The organism is Rhodococcus sp. AB351, assembly GCF_049538275.1.
In the GTDB taxonomy this organism is placed as follows: domain Bacteria; phylum Actinomycetota; class Actinomycetes; order Mycobacteriales; family Mycobacteriaceae; genus Rhodococcus.
In genome coordinates, this window is the sequence record NZ_JBMVFW010000002.1 from 44,723 (window position 1) to 64,223 (window position 19,501).

At 70.3% G+C, this 19,501-nt stretch carries 19 protein-coding genes; 2 read left to right on the forward strand and 17 right to left on the reverse strand.

The window, feature by feature from the left end:
* Nucleotides 1–13: 13 nt before the first annotated feature.
* From uvrC to rpe, 7 genes are all read right to left on the reverse strand, one after another.
* Entirely contained in the window at nucleotides 14–2,227 is a 2,214-nt protein-coding gene (gene uvrC, locus ACPCXD_RS06230; RefSeq protein WP_423658916.1) for an excinuclease ABC subunit UvrC, read from the reverse strand.
* A 9-nt stretch (nucleotides 2,228–2,236) separates the two neighbouring features.
* Nucleotides 2,237–2,782, reverse strand: a complete 546-nt coding sequence (locus tag ACPCXD_RS06235; RefSeq protein WP_160875014.1) for a PH domain-containing protein — start codon at nucleotides 2,780–2,782, stop codon at nucleotides 2,237–2,239.
* Nucleotides 2,779–3,261, reverse strand: a complete 483-nt coding sequence (gene ribH / locus ACPCXD_RS06240) for a 6,7-dimethyl-8-ribityllumazine synthase (RefSeq protein WP_423658918.1) — start codon at nucleotides 3,259–3,261, stop codon at nucleotides 2,779–2,781. The genes ACPCXD_RS06235 and ribH overlap by 4 nt, the downstream gene beginning before the upstream one ends.
* Nucleotides 3,261–4,511, reverse strand: coding sequence for a bifunctional 3,4-dihydroxy-2-butanone-4-phosphate synthase/GTP cyclohydrolase II (locus ACPCXD_RS06245; RefSeq protein WP_016691693.1), 1,251 nt, complete (start codon nucleotides 4,509–4,511; stop codon nucleotides 3,261–3,263). Before ACPCXD_RS06245 ends, ribH begins: the two co-directional genes overlap by 1 nt.
* A gap of 74 nt (nucleotides 4,512–4,585) precedes the next feature.
* On the reverse strand, nucleotides 4,586–5,191 hold the full coding sequence (locus ACPCXD_RS06250; protein WP_423658920.1) for a riboflavin synthase: 606 nt from the start codon (nucleotides 5,189–5,191) through the stop codon (nucleotides 4,586–4,588).
* 39 nt (nucleotides 5,192–5,230) lie between these two features.
* Nucleotides 5,231–6,250 carry a bifunctional diaminohydroxyphosphoribosylaminopyrimidine deaminase/5-amino-6-(5-phosphoribosylamino)uracil reductase RibD gene (gene ribD / locus ACPCXD_RS06255; RefSeq protein WP_423658922.1) on the reverse strand — a complete coding sequence of 340 codons (1,020 nt, stop codon included), beginning with the start codon at nucleotides 6,248–6,250 and terminating at the stop codon, nucleotides 5,231–5,233.
* Nucleotides 6,247–6,930, reverse strand: a complete 684-nt coding sequence (rpe, locus tag ACPCXD_RS06260) for a ribulose-phosphate 3-epimerase (RefSeq protein WP_060653315.1) — start codon at nucleotides 6,928–6,930, stop codon at nucleotides 6,247–6,249. Before rpe ends, ribD begins: the two co-directional genes overlap by 4 nt.
* A 160-nt stretch (nucleotides 6,931–7,090) precedes the next feature.
* On the opposite strand from rpe, the gene ACPCXD_RS06265 reads away from it, so the two are divergent.
* Nucleotides 7,091–7,648: a VOC family protein gene (locus ACPCXD_RS06265; protein ID WP_423658924.1), complete on the forward strand. Its 558-nt coding sequence runs from the start codon at nucleotides 7,091–7,093 to the stop codon at nucleotides 7,646–7,648.
* 11 nt (nucleotides 7,649–7,659) lie between these two features.
* On the opposite strand, the gene ACPCXD_RS06270 is transcribed toward ACPCXD_RS06265, so the two are convergent.
* The 4 genes from ACPCXD_RS06270 to ACPCXD_RS06285 all read right to left on the reverse strand — a co-directional run bounded on the left by ACPCXD_RS06270 (nucleotide 7,660) and on the right by ACPCXD_RS06285 (nucleotide 12,283).
* Nucleotides 7,660–8,589 carry a 1-phosphofructokinase family hexose kinase gene (locus tag ACPCXD_RS06270; RefSeq protein WP_423658926.1) on the reverse strand — a complete coding sequence of 310 codons (930 nt, stop codon included), beginning with the start codon at nucleotides 8,587–8,589 and terminating at the stop codon, nucleotides 7,660–7,662.
* A 77-nt stretch (nucleotides 8,590–8,666) separates the two neighbouring features.
* Nucleotides 8,667–10,148, reverse strand: a complete 1,482-nt coding sequence (locus ACPCXD_RS06275; RefSeq protein ID WP_423658927.1) for an RsmB/NOP family class I SAM-dependent RNA methyltransferase — start codon at nucleotides 10,146–10,148, stop codon at nucleotides 8,667–8,669.
* Entirely contained in the window at nucleotides 10,145–11,068 is a 924-nt protein-coding gene (fmt, locus tag ACPCXD_RS06280) for a methionyl-tRNA formyltransferase (RefSeq protein ID WP_229568022.1), read from the reverse strand. Before fmt ends, ACPCXD_RS06275 begins: the two co-directional genes overlap by 4 nt.
* Nucleotides 11,069–11,251: 183 nt before the next feature.
* Entirely contained in the window at nucleotides 11,252–12,283 is a 1,032-nt protein-coding gene (locus ACPCXD_RS06285) for an esterase/lipase family protein (protein ID WP_229568021.1), read from the reverse strand.
* 285 nt (nucleotides 12,284–12,568) lie between these two features.
* Between ACPCXD_RS06285 and ACPCXD_RS06290 the strand changes: the two genes are divergently transcribed.
* The gene (locus ACPCXD_RS06290) at nucleotides 12,569–13,270 is read left to right on the forward strand and encodes a hemerythrin domain-containing protein (protein WP_160875008.1); all 702 of its coding nucleotides are present in this window, start codon (nucleotides 12,569–12,571) and stop codon (nucleotides 13,268–13,270) included.
* 39 nt (nucleotides 13,271–13,309) lie between these two features.
* Here ACPCXD_RS06290 and ACPCXD_RS06295 read toward each other — a convergent pair whose 3' ends face one another.
* The 6 genes from ACPCXD_RS06295 to mihF form a co-directional block, all read right to left on the reverse strand.
* The gene (locus ACPCXD_RS06295; RefSeq protein WP_016691683.1) at nucleotides 13,310–15,328 is read right to left on the reverse strand and encodes a primosomal protein N'; all 2,019 of its coding nucleotides are present in this window, start codon (nucleotides 15,326–15,328) and stop codon (nucleotides 13,310–13,312) included.
* A gap of 17 nt (nucleotides 15,329–15,345) precedes the next feature.
* A complete protein-coding gene (gene metK / locus ACPCXD_RS06300) occupies nucleotides 15,346–16,560 on the reverse strand; it encodes a methionine adenosyltransferase (RefSeq protein WP_016691682.1) in 1,215 nt (404 codons plus the stop codon).
* Nucleotides 16,561–16,694: 134 nt separating this feature from the next.
* Complete coding sequence (coaBC, locus tag ACPCXD_RS06305; protein ID WP_423658930.1) at nucleotides 16,695–17,978, reverse strand: bifunctional phosphopantothenoylcysteine decarboxylase/phosphopantothenate--cysteine ligase CoaBC; 1,284 nt, start codon at nucleotides 17,976–17,978, stop codon at nucleotides 16,695–16,697.
* The gene (gene rpoZ, locus ACPCXD_RS06310) at nucleotides 17,975–18,277 is read right to left on the reverse strand and encodes a DNA-directed RNA polymerase subunit omega (RefSeq protein WP_016691680.1); all 303 of its coding nucleotides are present in this window, start codon (nucleotides 18,275–18,277) and stop codon (nucleotides 17,975–17,977) included. Before rpoZ ends, coaBC begins: the two co-directional genes overlap by 4 nt.
* A gap of 75 nt (nucleotides 18,278–18,352) precedes the next feature.
* Nucleotides 18,353–18,904, reverse strand: a complete 552-nt coding sequence (gene gmk, locus ACPCXD_RS06315) for a guanylate kinase (RefSeq protein WP_016691679.1) — start codon at nucleotides 18,902–18,904, stop codon at nucleotides 18,353–18,355.
* Between the two features lie 65 nt (nucleotides 18,905–18,969).
* Nucleotides 18,970–19,290 (reverse strand): integration host factor, actinobacterial type, encoded by a 321-nt coding sequence (mihF, locus tag ACPCXD_RS06320; protein WP_006551450.1) that lies wholly within the window; start codon nucleotides 19,288–19,290, stop codon nucleotides 18,970–18,972.
* Nucleotides 19,291–19,501 lie beyond the last annotated feature (211 nt).

The following is a 19,501-nucleotide window of genomic DNA, read 5'->3' on the forward strand; positions in this document are numbered from 1 at the left end:
CGACCCACTTCGGTCACTGTTCCGACTCCGCTCGTACTCCCGACACGCCGACGGAGCCATCATCGCCTACCGGCGTGTCGCCCGCATCCGCGGCAATCGGGGCGCTCGCGCCCGCGGCAATCGGGGCGCTCGCATCCGTGATGGTCGGGCCGTCGGCGTCCTGCGGCGATTCGGTCGGAGTCGGGGTGTCGCCCCGCAGCGCCTTGAGGACGGCCTTCGCCGTGGCCTGCCCGATCCCGGGCACCGCGGTGATCTCCTCGACGCTCGCCTCCCGCAGTCGCGCGACGGACCCGAAGTGGGTGACGAGCGCCTTGCGCCGGGTATCGCCGAGACCGCGGACCCCGTCGAGAGCGGAGGCCGTCATGCGCTTGGACCGCTTGCTGCGGTGGTAGGTGATCGCGAAACGGTGTGCCTCGTCGCGGATGCGCTGCAGCAGGAACAGCGACTCGCTGGTCCGCGGGAGGATCACCGGATCCTCCTCCCCCGGCACCCACACCTCCTCGAGACGCTTCGCGAGTCCGACGACCGCGACATCGGTGACACCGAGTTCGTCGAGGACCTCGGCCGCAGCCGCGACCTGCGGTGCACCACCGTCGACGACGAACAGGTTCGGCGGATAGGCGAACCGCCGCGGACGGCCCGTCGCCGGGTCCAGTGCCGCTTCGGGCGCCAGATCCCCGCCGTCGCCTCCCTCCGGGGCGGAACCGTCCGGATCTGCCTGCCGGGCGAGGTCGCGGTTGTGGCGGAGGAAACGCCGGCGCGTGACCTCGGCGATCGAAGCGACGTCGTCGGAGTGCCCGTCGCCGGCGGCGTGCTTGATGGCGTAGTGCCGGTAGTCGGACTTACGGGGCAACCCGTCCTCGAAGACGACCAGCGATGCGACGACGTCGGTGCCCTGCACGTGGCTGATGTCGACGCACTCGATGCGCAGCGGCGCCGAGTCGAGGTCGAGGGCGTCCTGGATGCCCTGCAACGCCGCCGATCGGGCGTTGAAGTCGCCCGCGCGCCGCAGCTTGTGCTGCGCGAGTGCTTCCTTGGCATTGCGCTCGACCGTGTCGGCCAGTGCCTTCTTGTCGCCGCGCTGCGGGATGCGCAGACGCACGGGACCGCCGCGCAGGCGCCCGAGCCAGCGGCTCATCTCGTCCGGGTCGGGCGGCAGGGCGGGAACGAGCACCTCGCGCGGCACAGCGCTGGTGGCGTCCGCGTCGTCGGTGCCGAGCGCGGCCTCCTCGCCGTAGAACTGGGTGAGGAACTGTTCGACGAGCAGCGAGAGTTCTTCGGCGTCGTCGGTCCCCTCGGCGGCCTCGACGCCTTCGACGTCGCGGTCCTCGGGACGGTCGAGCACGTCACCGGACTTCTCGACGACCCAGCCCCGCTGACCCCGCACGCGACCGCCGCGCACATGGAAGACCTGGACGGCCACCTCGAGGTCGTCGCCCGCGAACGCCACGAGGTCGGCGTCGGTGCCGTCGCCGAGCACGACGGCCTGCTTCTCGAGTGCCTTGCGCAGCGCCCCCAGATCGTCGCGCAGGCGAGCTGCGGTCTCGAAGTCGAGTTCCTCCGCGGCGGCCTGCATCCGCTTCTCGACATCGCGGACGAGCTTGTCGGTGCGACCGGCGAGGAAGTCGCAGAAGTCCTCGACGATGCGGCGATGTTCGTCGGCGGAGACGCGTCCGACGCACGGCGCGGAGCACTTGTCGATGTAGCCGAGCAGGCACGGGCGGCCGATCTGCGCGTGCCGCTTGAAGACCCCGGCCGAGCACGTGCGCGACGGGAACACCCGCAGCAGCAGGTCGAGGGTCTCGCGGATCGCCCAGGCGTGCGAGTAGGGACCGAAATAGCGCACACCCTTGCGGCGCGGCCCACGATAGACGAACAGGCGGGGATATTCCTCGTTCAACGTGACCGCGAGCATCGGGTACGTCTTGTCGTCGCGGTAGCGGACGTTGAACCGGGGGTCGAACTCCTTGATCCAGTTGTACTCGAGTTGGAGTGCCTCGACCTCGGTGCGCACCACCGTCCACTCGACCCGGCCCGCGGTGGTCACCATCTGACGGGTGCGCGGATGCAGCGAGGCGATATCGGCGAAGTACGAGTTCAGGCGGGACCGGAGGTTCTTCGCCTTGCCGACGTAGACGACCCGGCCGTGCGGGTCGCGGAACTTGTAGACCCCCGGCTCCGTGGGAATGGAACCGGGGGCTGGGCGATATGTCGAGGGGTCGGGCACAGGTCCAGGCTAGTCGTCGCCCCTGACGGCTCCGCCGTCCTTGTCACTGACGGCTCCGCCGTCGTCATTACGCCTGACGGCTCCGCCGCCGTCGTGGTTGTCGCGGACGGTGTAGCGGGATTCGAGTTCGCGGAAAAGCTCGAGCGCGTCCACGGCGCGTTCCCCGTCGCGCGCCTGGATGGCGACGACGGGCACGTACTCGTCGAACGGCAGCTCGAGACGGGCCCAGGGTGCGCCGTGGTCGAAGAACAGCCCGCGCACGTCGGTCCACGGGATGTGTCGTTCGGCGACCACGTTGCGGACGGAGACGCCGTCGGCACCCGCCCGCAGCCGCGGCCGGGTGAACAGCAGGACGCCTCCGGTGAGCACGACACCGATGGCGAGGATCGCGATCTGGTCGACAACCCGCAGGTTCACACCGGTGTCGCCGCCCCCGCGGAGCACGAGCGCCGCGAAGATGTGGAGGGCCATGACGACGACCGCCGCCACGACGACCCAGCGCCGCATCTTCTCCGGGCGTACCTCGAGATCCCAGCCGGTCTCGTCGCGGGTCAACGCGCCGCCTTCCGCAGCCGCCGCAGGGTCACGGCAGTGTCGAGCGCCGCCGCGCAGGCCTGGCCGCCCTTGTCCTCTGCGGAGCCGGGCAGACCGGCGCGGTCGCGGGCCTGCTGTTCGGTGTCGGTGGTGAGGACGCCGCTGCCCACTGGGGTGCCCTCGTCGAGCGCGATCCGGGTGAGGCCGTAGGTCACGGCGTCGCACACGTACTCGAAGTGCGGCGTGCCGCCACGGATCACCACGCCGAGCGCGACGACCGCGTCGTGGGTGCGGGCGAGCTGCTGTGCGACGACGGGAAGCTCGATCGCTCCGGCGACCCGCTCGAGGGTGACGTCGGTGACGCCCGCCTGCTCGGCGACACGCTGTGCGCCGGCGATGAGGGCGTCGGAGATCTCGGTGTGCCAGCGACCGGCGACGATCGCGAGGCTCAGTCCCGCGGCGTCGGCGAGCTGCAGGTCGGGCAGGCCTTCGCCGCTCATCAGGCGTCTCCCTCGTCGAACTCGTCGAGACCGATCAGGTCGTGGCCCATGCGATCGCGCTTGGTGCGCAGGTACGAGATGTTCTCGCGGTTCGCGCGCAACGGCATCGGGACGCGCTCGGTGATCTGCAGGCCGTAGCCGTCGAGACCGACGCGCTTGGCCGGGTTGTTGGTCAGCAGGCGCATCGACGAGATGCCGAGGTCGACGAGGATCTGGGCGCCGATGCCGTAGTCGCGGGCGTCGGCGGGCAGGCCGAGCTGCAGGTTGGCGTCGACGGTGTCGGAACCGGAGTCCTGCAGCTGGTAGGCCTGCAGCTTGTGCATCAGGCCGATGCCGCGTCCCTCGTGGCCGCGCATGTACAGCACGACGCCGCGGCCTTCCTCGGCCACCATCTCGAGGGCGGCGTCGAGCTGCGGACCGCAGTCGCAGCGCAGCGACCCGAAGACGTCGCCGGTCAGGCATTCGGAGTGCACGCGCACGAGCACGTCGGAGCCGTCGCCGTCCGGGCCGGCGATGTCGCCGCGGACGAGCGCGACGTGTTCGACCTCGTCGTAGATGCTCTGGTAGCCGACGGCCGTGAAGTCGCCGTGCCGGGTGGGGATGCGGGCCTCGGCGACGCGCACGACATGCTTCTCGTGCTTGCGGCGCCACGCGATGAGATCCGCGATCGAGATCAGGGCGAGCTCGTGCTCGTCGGCGAAGACCCGCAGTTCGTCGGTGCGGGCCATCTCGCCTTCGTCCTTCTGCGAGACGATCTCGCAGATGACGCCGGCCGGCCGCAGGTCGGCCATGCGGGCGAGGTCGACGGCGGCCTCGGTGTGCCCGGGCCGGCGCAGGACGCCGCCCTCCTTGGCGCGCAGCGGCACCACGTGACCGGGACGCGTGAAGTCCTGGGCGGTGGAGGTCGGGTCGGCGAGCAGCCGCATGGTGGCGGCGCGGTCGGACGCGGAGATACCCGTGCCGATGCCTTCCTTCGCGTCGACGGTGACCGTGTAGGCGGTGCCGTGCTTGTCCTGGTTGACGCTGTACATGGGAGGCAGACCGAGACGGTCGCAGTCCTCGCCGTCCAGCGGCACGCACAGGTACCCGGATGTGTAGCGGACCATGAACGCCACGAGTTCCGGCGTTGCCTTCTCCGCGGCGAAGATGAGGTCGCCCTCGTTTTCACGGTCTTCGTCGTCGACCACGACGACCGCCTTACCGGCGGCGATGTCGGCGACCGCGCGCTCGATGGTGTCGAACCTCGTCACTTCCCTGGACTCCAACTCTCGTATCCGGACGACTCGTGCTCCGCGTCCACTGTCGATCTCCACAGTACGACGCGTCAGCGCGCGTTCTGCAGGCGCTCCACGTACTTGGCGATCACGTCGACCTCGAGGTTGACGAGGGTGCCCGGCTCGGCCGTGCCGAGAGTCGTCAGCGACAGGGTGGTCGGGATGAGCGAGATCTCGAACCACTCCTCCCCTCGTTCCCCTCCGAGACCCGAGACCGTCAGCGAGACACCGTCGACGGTGATCGAGCCCTTTTCGACGACGTAGCGGGAGATTTCGGCCGGGAGCGAGATGCGCACCACGGTCCAGTTCGCCGAGGGTGTGCGGGAGACGACGGCGCCGGTGGCGTCGACGTGGCCCTGCACGAGGTGGCCGCCGAGGCGGCTGTTCAGTGCGGCGGCGCGTTCGAGGTTGACGGAGCTCCCGAGGGTGAGCTGTCCGAGCGACGACCGGTTCAGCGTCTCCTGCATCACATCGGCGGTGAAGGCCCCGCCGTCGAGGACGTCGACGACCGTCAGGCACACCCCGTTGACCGCGATCGAATCGCCGTGCTTGGCGTCGGAGGTGACCAGCGGCCCGCGCACGGTGAAGCGTGCCGCGTCGGCGAGGTCCTCCTTCGCGACGATCTCCCCGAGTTCCTCGACGATGCCGGTGAACATGTTCCGCTCCTTAGCTCCCGATCCGCGACCGGGTCCGATTCAGTTGTCCCGGTCCGGGACGAGTGTCAACAGAATGTCCGAGCCGACGGTTTCGACCCGTTCCCGGCGGAACCGTAGCGCGTCGGAGATCGTGCCCACGCCGGTGTCCTCGACGGCGGCCTCACCGGCTCCGAGCACGACGGGCGCCAGGTAGGCCTGGATGCGGTCGACGCAGCCCGCTGCGAGGAAGGCGCCCGCGAGCCGGGGGCCGCCCTCGAGTAGCACGTCGGGTCGGTCGCCGAGCGCGTCGAGCACCTCCCCGATGTCGTGGGTGCGCAACACCAGCGTCGGCGCCGCGTCGTCGAGAACCCTTGCGGAGGTGGGGATCTCACGCATCCCGACGACGACCCGCAGCGGCTGGTGCGGCGCGAGTTCGCCGTCGGGCAGACGGGCGGTCAGCCACGGATCGTCGGCGAGGACGGTGCCGGTTCCGACGATGATGGCGTCGAGCCGGCTGCGCTGGTCGTGCACGCGCGCACGCGATTCGGGACCGGAGATCCACTTGCTCGTGCCGTCGGCGGCCGCGCTGCGGCCGTCCATCGACGCGGCGTACTTCCACGTCACGTGCGGCCGGCCGGTGTGCTGCCGATGCAGCCATGCCCGCAGCGGGCCGCGGGCGACGGCCTCGGCACCGAGGCCGGGATGCACGGTGATGCCCGCGGCGCGGAGGGTGTCGGCGCCTCCCCCGGCGACGGGATTCGGGTCGGCGACGGAGTAGTACACCGTCGCGATCCCCGCCTCGATGAGGGCCTGCGCGCACGGGCCGGTGCGGCCGGTGTGGTTGCACGGTTCGAGGGTGACGACGGCGGTGCCGCCGCGCGCGCGTTCGCCCGCGGCCTCGAGTGCCCGGACCTCCGCGTGCGGACCGCCGGGTGGTGCGGTGGCCCCGACACCCGCCACCACGCCGTCCGCGTCGAGGATCACCGCTCCGACAGGCGGGTTGGGGCTGGTCGTGCCCCGCACGGCCTCCGAGGCGTCGAGCGCGAACTGGAGGGCTTCGGCGATCTCGGGTGCGGTCACGGCGCGAGCGTCAGGTGCGGGGACGCGGCCCCGGCCTGCGCCCGCAGCTTGCGGACCGCCTCACCGGGATCGGCGGCGCCGTAGACGGCGGACCCGGCGACGAAGCAGTCCACACCGGCTTCCGCGGCGGCTTCGATGGTGTCGGTGTTGATGCCGCCGTCGATCTCGACGAGCAGACGCAGTTCACCCGAGTCGACGAGGCGACGCACCTGACGGGCCTTGTCGAGGACGTCCGGGATGAAGGACTGACCACCGAAGCCCGGCTCGACGCTCATGACGAGCAGCGTGTCGAATTCCTTCAGGATCTCGAGATAGGGCTCGATGGGGGTGCCGGGCTTGACGGACAGCCCTGCCTTGCCGCCGGCCGCGCGGATGTCGCGGGCCACGGCGACCGGGTCGTCGGTCGCCTCGGCGTGGAAGGTGACGTTGTGGGCACCGGCCTCGGCGTAGGGCGGAGCCCATCGGCCGGGGTTCTCGATCATCAGGTGACAGTCGAGCGGGATGTCGGTCGCCTTCAGCAGCGACTCGACGACCGGAAGACCGAGCGTCAGGTTCGGAACGAAATGGGCGTCCATCACGTCGACGTGGAGCCAGTCGGCACCGGCGACGGCCTGCGCCTCGTCGGCGAGACGAGCGAAATCCGCGGACAGGATGGACGGAGCGATCATCGGGTGGGCCACAACCGACGAGTCTAGTCGGCGCCCTCCACCGGGTCGGACCTGCGTCGGACCGGCGGTCCGCAGCCGAACCTGCCGGGAATTTCCGCTCTCGCGCGCATTGGTGCCATCAAGTGGCCGTTATGCCCGGAAGTCTGGCAGTCACCCGATCGAAAGGATCATCGTGACCGCTCTCCATCACCGCGAATTCCTCCCTCCCCGACCGGACGGATCGAACACCGTCGACACCTTCCTGATCTCCGACCGCGCAGCCGAACTCGTCGACTTCCTCGTCGCCGTCCTCGAGGCCGAGGAGGTGCCCGAGGCGCGCACCCTCGACCACGACGGGCTCCTCCTCCACTCCGAGGTGCGGGTCGGCGATTCCGTGCTCGTGGTCGCCGACCGGAAACCGGACTGGCCCTTCACACCCGCCTTCGTGCGGGTCCACGTGCACGACGTCGATGCCGTCCTCGAACGTGCCACGCAGCACGGCGCGGAGATCGTCACACGGCCGACGGATTTCTTCGGCGATGTCCTCGCCCGGTTCTCGGATCCGTCCGGCAATCTCTGGTGGATCCAGCGGCACGATCCCGGCGCCGACACATCCGCGTGGACGGACGACGCAGCGACGGACGAGTCGGCGGACTGGTCGGACGTTGCGAGTCCGGAGCTCGGGTACATCCACTCGACACTCACCGAAGCCGTTCGCACCCTGCGGGATCCACGGTCCCGCGCGGTGTGAACGGCGGGTCGTCAGACCACGCGTGCGAGGGCGTCGAAGCGGTCGATGTCCTCACGACGGCAGACATGACTGCCCGCGGTGAGCAGGGCGGCTGTGCCACAGGCGATCCCGAGGGCCAGAGCGTCGTGCAACGACCGTTCCTGCAGCAGTCCGACGACAAGTCCGGCGACCATGCTGTCGCCGGCGCCGACGGCGCTGCGCACCTTGGCCGCCAGGGCCGCCACCCGCACGGCCTCGTCGGCGGTCACCATGATCGCCCCGTCCGCCCCGAGCGAGACGACGACGATCTCCGTGACACCGGAGGTGACGAGTTCCCGCGCGGCCGCGATCTGCTCGTCGTCGGTGACCAGCTCCCGCCCGGTCCACTCGCACAACTCGTCCAGGCTCGGTTTCACGAGGTAGACCCCTGAATCGATGCTGGTCAGCGCATCGCCCGACGAGTCGAGGACGAACCGTGCGCCGGCTTCGTGCGCCGCCGCGGCGATGCGTCGGACGAAGGTGCCGGGTACACCGGGCGGGAAGCTGCCGCTGGCCACCACGTACTTCGCCCCTTCGGCGACCTTCTCGAGCGTCGTGAGGCAGCGTTCCTGCTCCTCGTCCGTCAGCTCGGGACCGGGTGTGACGAACCGGTATTCCTGACCGCTGCGGCGGTCGATGGCCGTGAAGCACTCGCGAGTGGACCCGGCGATGGGGACGATGTGCTCCTCGACGTCGTCGTCGTCGAGGAGACCGCTCATCTGCTCACCCCGCGCACCACCGGCGGGGTAGACGGCGGCGGCCGAGGCACCGAGCACGCGCGCGACCTTCGCGACGTTCACTCCTCCCCCACCGGCGTCGTAGAACGGCTCGTCGCAGCGGAGTTTGCGGGTGGGCACCACCGCGTCGGTGAAGGTCGTGACGTCGAGCGCCGGGTTCATGGTCAGGGTGACGATCTCGGGCATGACCGAAACCCTATTCGGACCGATCGACGTACGCGTGCTGCTTTCGCCCGACCGGTCCGGAGCGCGGCACCTCGCGGTCAGCGCTCCGGTTTACGCAGCGCGGCCATGAACATGGCGTCGGTGCCGTGGCGGTGCGGCCAGAGCTGGACTCCCGGCCCCTCCCCGACCCGCGGCACGCCGGGGACGAGTTCGCGGGTGTCGAGCAGTTCGACACCGTGGCGGCGCACCGCGTCGGACACGACGGCGACCGTCTCCGAGACGTGTGGTGAACACGTCGAGTAGAGCACCACACCACCGGGACGCAGCAGTCCGATCGCCGATGCGAGCAGTTCCTTCTGCAAGCGCACGAGTTCGGCGACGTCGCCGGGTTGCCTGCGCCAGCGCGCCTCGGGACGTCGACGCAACGCGCCGAGTCCCGTGCAGGGCGCGTCCACGAGGATCCGGTCGTAGCCCGGTTCGAGTCCGGGCTCGCGCCCGTCGGCGACGTGCACGGTCACCGGCAGGTCGCGAGCGGTCTTGCGGACCAGCTCCGCGCGATGCTCGACCGGTTCGACCGCGTCGACGGCGAACCCGTCGATCGCGGCGATGGCGCCGAGCAGTGCCGCCTTTCCGCCCGGTCCCGCGCACAGATCGAGCCAGCGGCCCCGGTCCTCGCCGACGAGGGGCGCGAGGGTGAGGGCTCGTGCGACGAGCTGGCTGCCTTCGTCCTGCACTGCGGCCATGCCTTCGCGGACGGGTTCGAGGCGGCCGGGATCGCCGTGCTCGAGATGCACTGCATAGGGCGACCACGGTCCGATCTCGCCGCCGGTGACGAGCGCGAGTTCCTCCGCGGTGATGACCCCGGGGCGGGCGACGAGGTGGACGATCGGGCGCGCGTCGTCGGCCGCGAGGACGTCGGAGAGTTCGGAGGCGTCCGATCCGAGCGCGTGCGCGAACGCCTGCGCGATCCACAGGGGGTGGGCGTACCGGAAGGCCAGGTGACCCACCGGATCGCGGTCCGCGTCGGGGGCGAGCAGCGTGATCCACTCCTCCTCCGAACGCTCCCCCACACGACGGAGCACCGCGTTGACGAAACCTGCTCGGCCCGCTCCGAATTCGGCCCGGACGAGGTCGACGCTCGTGGCGACGGCGGCGTGCGGGGCGACGCGCGTGCGCAGCAGCTGGTAGGCACCCAGACGCAGCACGTCGAGCAGCGCACCGTCGATCTCGTCGACGGGACGGTTCGCGGCGTCGGCGATCACGGCGTCCAGCAGACCCCGTGCACGGGCCGCGCCGTAGGTGAGTTCGGTGGCCAGGGCAGCGTCGCGCGCGTCGAGATGCCGTTCCCGGAGCAGCGACGGGAGAACGAGATTGGCGTAGGCGTCCCGTTCGCGCACCGCGCGCAGCACGTCCCGCGCGGCGACGCGTGCGGGGTCGGCGGGTGGCTTCGACGGCCGGCGGGTGTGTTCGGACGCCGGATTGCGGTTCGGCTTCCCTCCGCCGTTGCGTCCCCCGCGGCCTGCCGGGTTCCGTCCTCCGGGATTGCGCTTGCCCCGCGGGGGCCTGCCGGATTCGCTCATCGCGCACGCACCTTCGGGTCGAGACGGGCGCCGCGCGCCCAGTCCGTGGCTGCCATCGCCTTCTTCCCGGGCGGTTGCACCGTCCCGAGCCGGACGGCAGTCGTGGCGGTACCGACGAGCACACCGTCCTTGCGGATGTCGAGCTCACCGGGTTCGAGGGTCTCGTCGGTCACTGTCACGGGGCCGATCTTCACGCGCAGGTCGCCGATCATCGTCCACGCGCCCGGAGCGGGGGTGACGGCGCGGATCCGGCGGTCGATGACGTGTGCGGGGAGGGTCCACTGCACCTGAGCGGCCTCGACGGTGACCTTGGGCGCGTGCGAAACACCGTCGGCCGGCTGCGGTGCGGGCGTGAGGATGCCGTCCTCGAGTCCGTCGAGGGTGGATTCGAGCAGTGTCGCACCGGCCTCGGCGAGTCGGCCGAGCAGGTCGCCGGCGGTGTCGGTGGGACGGATCGTCTCGGTGACGACGCCGTAGACCGGACCGGTGTCGAGTCCGGCCTCGAGCCGGAAGGTGCTCGCTCCGCTGATCTCGTCACCGGCGGCGATCGCCGCCTGGACGGGCGCCGCGCCGCGCCAGGCGGGCAGCAGCGAGAAGTGGAGGTTCACCCATCCGTGCGTGGGGATGTCCAGGACGTCCTGCGGGATCAGGGCGCCGTAGGCCACCACGGGGCAGCAGTCGGGTGCGAGTTCGGTCAGCCGCGCGACGAACTCGGGGTCGCGCGGCGAGCGCGGCGTGAGGACCTCGATGCCGTGTTCGTCGGCGATCTGCCCCACGGCCGATCGCACGACCTTCCGGCCGCGACCGGCGGTGGTGTCGGGGCGGGTGACCACCGCGACGACCTCGTGGCGCGTCGACTCGATGAGGCGGAGCAGCGACGGGACGGCGGGTTCCGGCGTTCCCGCGAAGACCACGCGCATGTCAGAGCACCGCCGGGCAGGAGGTGGGGTGCGCTGCGTGTGGACTGTGCGGGGATGTCACGGATGCTGCTCCAGTTTTCGACGGCGATGATCTCTCACAGTCTAGGGAGTCGACGTCGTGGGACCTGCATCACCGCGCCGAGCGGTCACCTCACGGAGGTCGGTGCCCGAGCAGCAGGGAGCTCAGGTGTTGGACTGCAGGATCAGTTCGGGGATACCGGTGCCGAGCGCGACGGGAGTGCACTCCCCGATCGCGTACCGGTCGGGGTCGAGCGCATGCCGCGCGAGCTGCAGCGAGAACGGGTCGTAGACCATGTTGAAGTGACCCGTCAGATCCTGCGGGCACAGCTCCTGGATCACGTGGTTGACGGCGCCCTCACCGTGGAGCGCGACGTTGCCGGCAGGTTGGATGACCTCGTCGACCTCGCTGCCGATGGTCGTGTAGCGCACGCCGGGCACGGTGTCGGTGGGTGTGTTGAGCTCGGTGAGCAGTTCCGACCCCTGGAGCTGCTGCACGAGGGCGACGGAGAACTCGCCCTCGACGATGTCGGTCGCTCCGGGCAGCGTGGCGAAGGCTGCCCCGATGCCGTAGAAGGTGCCGCCGTAGCTCGGCGACGCGACTCCGACCCACCGGTCGACGACCTCGGAACCCCCGAGCTCGTTGATGTAGTAGCGGGCGACGGTGGCTCCCTGCGAGTAGCCGACGACGTCGACCTCCTCCGCACCGGTGGCGTCGAGAACCTCGGTGACGAACTCACCGAACTGTGCTGCGGAGACCCGAATGTCGCCCGTGCCGTAGTCCTCGGCGCCGTCGGCGAACCCGTAGTTCAGAGCGAACACGCACCAGCCGGACGCGGCGAGCAGCGGTGAGAGAGCAGCGAAGTCGGAGTAGGCGTTGGAATCGGTGCCGTGCGCGAGCACCACCGGACGGGGGTGCTCCTCGGACGGCACGCACGCGAAGTCGTTGCTACCCGCGGGGGCGACATCGGGGTTGTTCTCGGCGTATTCGGCGGCTTCGGCGTGCCCGGTGGCCACCGGTCCCACCGGGACCGGCACGCTGCTGTACGACCCCTCCCCGAGACCGAGGATCGGTCCGTCGTCGGACGGGAGCGGCTGCGCCGCCGCTGCGCCCGCAGTCAGTGCCGCTGCACCCACAGTCAGCATCGCGACGACACACGCTCCGACGGCACCACCGACACTCCGCCCGGCACTCATTCGTCCGCCCTCTCCTCCTGTGCCTCCCCGGCACCTACTGAAGAGATCGGTCACAATCACCGGCTCCGTTACTGTGACAAATAATATCTCCGGCAACGCGTGTCGCTGTCGTACATATGCAGGACAGCAGCGGGCGGGTCTTGCGCTCGGTCCGTGCCGGATCGACACTGGGAACAGCCTCCGTCGACGGAAACCCCACGGTGCGAACACGGTGCCCCCACCGTCCTCGCAGATCCCCGCCTGCGCTCCGCAGGTCTCGTTGCTCGTCGATTCACGGGAGTCGTCATGATCACCGATCCCGACGGACCTGCCGATACCCGAATCATGGGAATCGTGCATTCCGCCCTCCGCCGCGACCTACTCCGCATCGAGGTCGCCACCTCGACGAAGACATGGCAGGAGACCCACCGAGTGGCTCTCGCCGATCATGTGTTGTGGATGATGGATTTCCTGCACCATCACCACGAGTCCGAGGACCGTGGGCTCTATCCGCGCGTGGTGCAGTGCAATCCCGACGCGGCGCCGCTCGTGGAGAGGATGAACGCCGACCACCGCACCATCGAGCCTGCGATCGCCACCGTCGAGGACGCCGCCCGGGATTTCCGCGCCGACCGCCCCGGTTCCGGGGAGGCACTCGGTGCAGCACTGTCCCGCCTGTCCGAGGTGCTACTACCCCATCTCGAACGCGAGGAGCGGGAGATGATGCCGCTGGTCTCGACCAGTATCACCGATGCGCAGTGGCGCGCGTGGGACCAGGAGTTCAATATCGAGCCGAAAGGCATGCAGCAGCTCGGCAAGGAAGGGAACTGGCTGATCGACGGCCTCGACGACTCCTCGCGCGATCACGTCGTGCATCTCGTGCCGCCCGTACCGCGCTTCATCCTCGTGCACGTCCTCGGCATACGCCATCGCCACGACTTCGCGGCACTGTGGAAGGGTACGGACGCCGCATCGATTCCGTCGCAACCGATTCCGAAAGCGGCCTAGCCGCGCGGTGGCGATCCGCGCCCGCTCACCTCGGCCGGTTCAGCCGATACGCGGCGGATCCACCTGGACCCGCAGCGGCCCGTCCGCGCGACGCGCCGTGCGGGTGGCCTGCGCGTCTCGCAGGGCGCGACCGAGTGCGCGACCGCGCTCGCGTGCGACCCGCACGATCATCCGGTGCACGTCCTCCGGTTCGGGTCCCTCGGACCCGAACGGCAGTCGTTGCCCCGGCGGTAGCGGCACGGGCCCGAGCACCTCGGCTCCCTCGGGCAGGTGTGTGGCCTCGAGCAGTTCCGCGACCGCCGCGGACGACCCGTCGATCGCGGCCATGTGGACCGCAGGTGGGAAACCGACCTCGGCTCGTTCGGAGACCTCGGACTGCGCGTGCCCCACGGGATCCCAGCGGACGAGCGCCTGCACGGTGGGGATGCCGGAATCGGCGACGACCACGACCTGTCCCCCGTCGGCGAACGACCGTACGAGCGCCGACGCGGTGAGCCAGCGGCGCATCGTCTCCTCGGTGGCGCGCAGGTCGGCACGGCCGAGCAACGCCCACCCGTCCAGGAGCAGCGCCGCCCCGTAACCACCTTCGGCGACCGGTTCGGCACCCACGGTGGAGACGACGAGCGACGCCGAACCGGGCACGGTGTGCTTGACGTCGTTGCCGCCGGAGGTCACGACCGGCACGCCGGGGAAGGCGCGGCCCAGTTCTTCGGCGGTGCGGGCCGCCCCGACCACCACGGCCCGCAACGAGCGCGCGCCGCACGCATGGCAGCGGTGACGCGCATCGGCGACACCGCACCAGCGGCACGCAGGGATCGCGGCACCGTCGGGACCGGCCGCCGTGGGCAGAGCGAGCGGGCCGTTGCAGTGCCGGCACCGGGCGGGTGCCCGGCACTTTCCGCACGCCAGCGCGGGCACGTACCCGCGCCGCGGTACCTGCACGAGCACCGGGCGGTCGGCCGCGAGGGCGGATCGGGCGGCGGCGAACGCGATGGCAGGCAGTCGCGCGGCACGCGCGGCCGGATCCCGTGCGAGGGCGTGGTCGCTGTCGGCGAGGGCCGTGACCTTCGGCGCGCACGCCCGTACGACGTCGCGGGGTGCCACGAGATCGTGTGCCCAGCCGGCGTCGACGAGTGCCTGGGTCTCGGCGGTGCGGGCGTGCCCGGCGATGACGATGGCGGCACCCACGGCGTGGGCGCGCAGAGCAGCCACTTCGCGGGCGTGCGGATACGGCGACCGCGGTTCGCAGTGCAGGTCATCGCCGTCGTCCCACACCACGAGGAGCCCGAGCTCGGGCGTCGGGGCGAAGACCGCAGCCCGCGTTCCGACGACGATGCGGGCGGATCCACGCAGCGCCGCGAGCCAGCGTCGATAACGTTCGGCCGGTCCGAGGCCGGCGGCGAGGCCGACGACGTGATCGGCGCCGGCGACGTCGGCGCACGCCGTCACGAGACGGTCGAGGTCGCGCTGGTCGGGAACGACCAGCACGGCCGCCTTCCCCGAGGCGAGGGTCAGCGCGGCGAGTTCGGCGAGCCGTCGGGGCCAGTCCTCACCGGGCAGCGCCTGCCAGGCCGCGCGCGGGGCACGGCCGCCGCCGAGCGCTTCGAGGAAGTTCTCGCCGTGCCGGTACCGACTCCATGCCGCGTGCTCGATCTCCGGGGCAGGCGGAGTTTCCGGTGTACGCGGCGCCTCGGCTTCGACGCGTGCGTGTCGCGGAGGTACCGCCAGACGCAGCACGTCGGCCCGGGTCCCGGCATAGCGGGTCGCGACTTCCTCTGCCAGAGCAGCGATCTCGGGCGTGAGGACCTGCTCGGACGAGACGACCCGGTCGAGCCGGCCGAGCTTGCCGGTGTGATCGCTCGTCGCGGCGCGTGCGAGCAGGAAACCGTCGACGAGACGTCCGGCGAAGCGGACGCGGACGCGGACGCCCGGGCGGGCGTCCGCGTCCAGGTCGCGCGGGATCAGGTAGTCGAACTCCCGGTCGAGGTGCGGAACCGGTAGCAGCGGGAGAACCCGCGCGACCGGATCGACCTCGGCGGCGTCGAAATCAGCAGCCACCCGGGCCCGATCGGAATCTACAGACCGGCGGCCGCGCGCAGCTTGTCGGCGCGGTCGGTGTTCTCCCACGGCAGGTCGATGTCGGTACGGCCGAAGTGGCCGTACGCAGCGGTCTGCGCGTAGATCGGGCGCAGCAGGTCGAGGTCGCGGATGATCGCGCCCGGACGCAGGTCGAAGACCTCGCCGATGGCCTGCTGGATGCGGGCCGGGTCGGTCTTCTCGGTGCCGAAGGTCTCCACGAACAGACCCACCGGAGCCGCCTTGCCGATCGCGTAGGCGACCTGCACCTCGATGCGGTCGGCGAGACCGGCGGCGACGGCGGTCTTGGCGACCCAGCGCATCGCGTAGGCGGCCGAACGGTCGACCTTCGACGGATCCTTGCCGGAGAACGCGCCACCACCGTGACGGGCCATGCCGCCGTAGGTGTCGACGATGATCTTGCGACCGGTGAGGCCGGCATCGCCCATCGGGCCGCCGAGGACGAACGATCCGGACGGGTTGACCAGCAGACGCACGTCGGCCGTGTCGAGATCGGCCAGGTTCGGGTCGGCGAGCACCGCGTCGACGACGTGGGTGCGCAGGTCCGGCGTGAGCAGGTTGTTCAGATCGATGTCGGCGGCGTGCTGCGTCGAGATGACGATCGTGTCGAGGCGGACGGGCTTGTCGCCGTCGTACTCGATGGTGACCTGGGTCTTGCCGTCGGGACGCAGGTACGGCAGGACCCCCGACTTCCGGACCTCGGTGAGCCGGCGCGACAGGCGATGCGCGAGGGAGATCGGCAGCGGCATGAGTTCGGGCGTGTCGGAGCACGCGTATCCGAACATCAGGCCCTGGTCGCCGGCGCCCTGACGAGCGACCTCGTCGTCGGTGAGCACACCGCTGCGCGCCTCGTGCGAGACGTCGACGCCGCCGGCGATCTCGGGCGACTGCGCGCCGATCGCGATGTTGACACCGCAGGAGTTGCCGTCGAAGCCCTTCGACGACGAGTCGTAACCGATCTCGAGTACCCGATCGCGGACGATCTTGGGGATGTCGGCGTACGCCGAGGTGGTGACCTCACCCACCACGTGCACCTGACCCGTGGTGACGAGGGTTTCCACTGCTACCCGGGCACGAGGATCCTCGGTGAGGAGCGCGTCGAGAACCGAGTCGCTGATCGCGTCACAGATCTTGTCCGGATGCCCTTCGGTCACGGACTCACTGGTGAAAAGACGACCGCCGGTCTTGCTCACGAAACTCCCTCTCGACTGTGCGCCAGGCGCTGGACGGACAAACCGTATGGAGCATGCGCTCCCCGATCGGGCCGGAAGGACCCGATCGCAGTGCCGACGCTACTGCTCCGCAGGCGTCGGCGCGAGTATTGAAATCACCCGATTCTGCTGCGTTCCGCCAGCAGAGGTCCCAACGCGTCGAGCACGCGGCTGGCCATGAGAGCCTTCGATCCGTGGGCGAGGGCCGTTTCCGAACCGTCCGCGGACAGCAACCAGCCGTTGTTGTCGTCGACCTCGAACGCCTTGCCTTCCCCGACGGCGTTGACGACGAGCAGATCGCATCCCTTGCGGGCGAGCTTCTCGCGGGCGTAGGAGAGCACGTCGCCGTGTTCGTCGCCGGTCTCCGCCGCGAATCCGACGATGACCGTCTCGGCGGACAGGCCGCCGTCGGCACGCGCCCGGACAAGACCGGCGAGTATGTCGTCGTTCTTCGTCAGCGCGATGGAGTCGGGTTCGCCCTCGCCCTTCTTGATCTTGCTGGTCGCGAAGGTGGAGGGCCGGAAATCGGCGACGGCCGCGGACATGATGACCGCGTCGGCACCCGAGGCGTGCTTGGCGACGGCGTCCTGCATCTGTGCGGCCGTCTGGACCCGGACGACGTCGACCGCGGCCGGGTCGTCGAGACCCGCGATGCTGCCGGCGACGAGAGTGACGTCGGCACCGCGCTGCGCGGCGAGACGGGCGAGCGCGTAACCCTGCTTGCCGGACGACCGGTTGCCGAGGAAGCGCACCGGGTCGAGGGGTTCACGGGTACCGCCGGCGGACACGACGATGCGGCGACCGGCGAGGTCGCGGGGCAGCGCGTCGGCCCGCTCGAGCAGCAGCGAGGCCAGATTGAAGATCTCGTCGGGTTCGGGCATCCGCCCGGCACCGGTGTCCTTGCCCGTCAGACGACCGGACGCCGGTTCGACGACCACGGCACCGCGGCGGCGCAGCGTCGCGACGTTGTCGACGGTCGCGGGGTGCTCCCACATCTCGGTGTGCATCGCGGGCACGAACATCACGGGGCACCGCGCGGTGAGCAGGGTGGCCGTGAGGAGGTCGTCGGCGCGACCCGCGACCGCCCGCGCCATGAGGTCGGCGGTGGCCGGAGCGATGACGACGAGGTCGGCCTCCTGCCCGAGCCGGACGTGCGGCACCTGCGGCACCTCGGCGAAGACCCCGGTCTGCACGGGATTGCCGGAGAGCGCCTCGAAGGTGGCGCGCCCGACGAATTCGAGGGCGGACTCCGTCGGGACGACCCGCACATGGTGCCCGCTCTCGGTGAAGGCACGGATCAGTGCGCAGGACTTGTAGGCGGCGATGCCACCGGCGACACCGACGACGATACGGCGGCGCTGCACGGATCCGGCCTCGCCGCTCGAAGCGGGGTTGCTCACTCGCCTTCGGTGTGCTCGAGCAGATCCGAGTGGATCTCGCGCATGGCGATCGACAGCGGCTTCTCCTGCAGGCCCGGCTCCACGAGGGGGCCGACGTACTCGAGGATGCCGTCGCCGAGCTGGTTGTAGTAGTCGTTGATCTGGCGTGCCCGCTTGGCCGCGTAGATCACCAGCGCGTACTTCGAGGAGGCGCGCTCGAGCAGCTCGTCGATAGGCGGGTTGGTGATACCCGTGGGGGTGTCGTAGACCGGAAGGGTGTTGCCCTCGAGGTCGGTCGCGGCTGCCTGGATGCTGCTCACTCGGTGTTCTCCTGAGATGTCGCGGGATGGGAGGGCGCCGGAACCGGCAGCCGGACGCGCTCGAGGCGCGGACGGTCAGTCGGCTCCGGGTCCAACCAACAAGGATACCAATTCATCGCAGGCCCGGTCGACATCGTCGTTGACGATCACGACGTCGAACTCGTCCTGCGCGGCCAGTTCGCTGCGGGCGGTATCGAGCCTGCGAGCGACGACCTCGTCGGTTTCGGTGCCTCGGCCGGTGAGGCGCTCGACGAGCACCTCCCAACTGGGCGGGGCGAGAAAGGCGAGGACTGCGTCCTGCATCGCGGCACGGACGGCCCGCGCTCCCGCGAGGTCGACCTCCACGAGCACCGGATGTCCCTCGGCGAGTGCGTCGAGCACCGGCTTGGCCGGAGTGCCCGATCGTTGCAGGCCGCCGTGGATGTCGGCCCATTCGAGCAGTTCACCGGCTTCGATCATCCGGTCGAACTCGGCGCGGCCGACGAAGTGGTAGTCCACCCCGTCCACCTCGCCCGGTCGCGGGTCCCGGGTGGTGGCCGAGACACTGAAGTGCAGATCCGGGATCCGGCTCCGCAGAAGGCGTACGACGGTCGACTTACCCACCGCGGAGGGTCCGGCCAGTACCACCAGCCGGCCCCTCCGCGTTGCGGGTGCGCTGTCCGTCACGGGTCGTGCGTCAGCTACCACGGTGCTCAGGCGTCGAAATCGAACCTGGCGAGCAGGGCCTTGCGCTGACGGTCGCCGAGGCCGCGCAGACGGCGGGTCGGGGCGATCTCCAGCTCGGTCATGATTTCCTGCGCCTTGACCTTGCCGACCTTCGGCAGGGCCTCGAGCAGAGCCGACACCTTCATCTTGCCGAGGATCTCGTCGTTCTCGGCATCCTTGAGCACCTGCTTGAGGTCGGTGCCGCCGCGCTTGAGGCGCTCCTTGAGCTCAGCCCGGGCACGACGGGCAGCAGCCGCCTTCTCCAGAGCAGCGGCGCGCTGCTCATCGGTCAGCTGGGGAAGGGCCACGGTTCCTCCGTCTCATCGTTGGCTTTCGAGTCTTCACCGCTGTAACCAGCGGCGATAGCGACCGTACTCACGACCACCGACGAATGCGAACCCACCCCCCGGCGATCCGCTCGAAAATCCGTGCGGTAGTGCACGCCGTTTCCGCAGTGGATCTCGCGCCCCCCGATCGGCGTCGAGACATCGCCGCGAACTGCTCGAACAGCGAAAAACC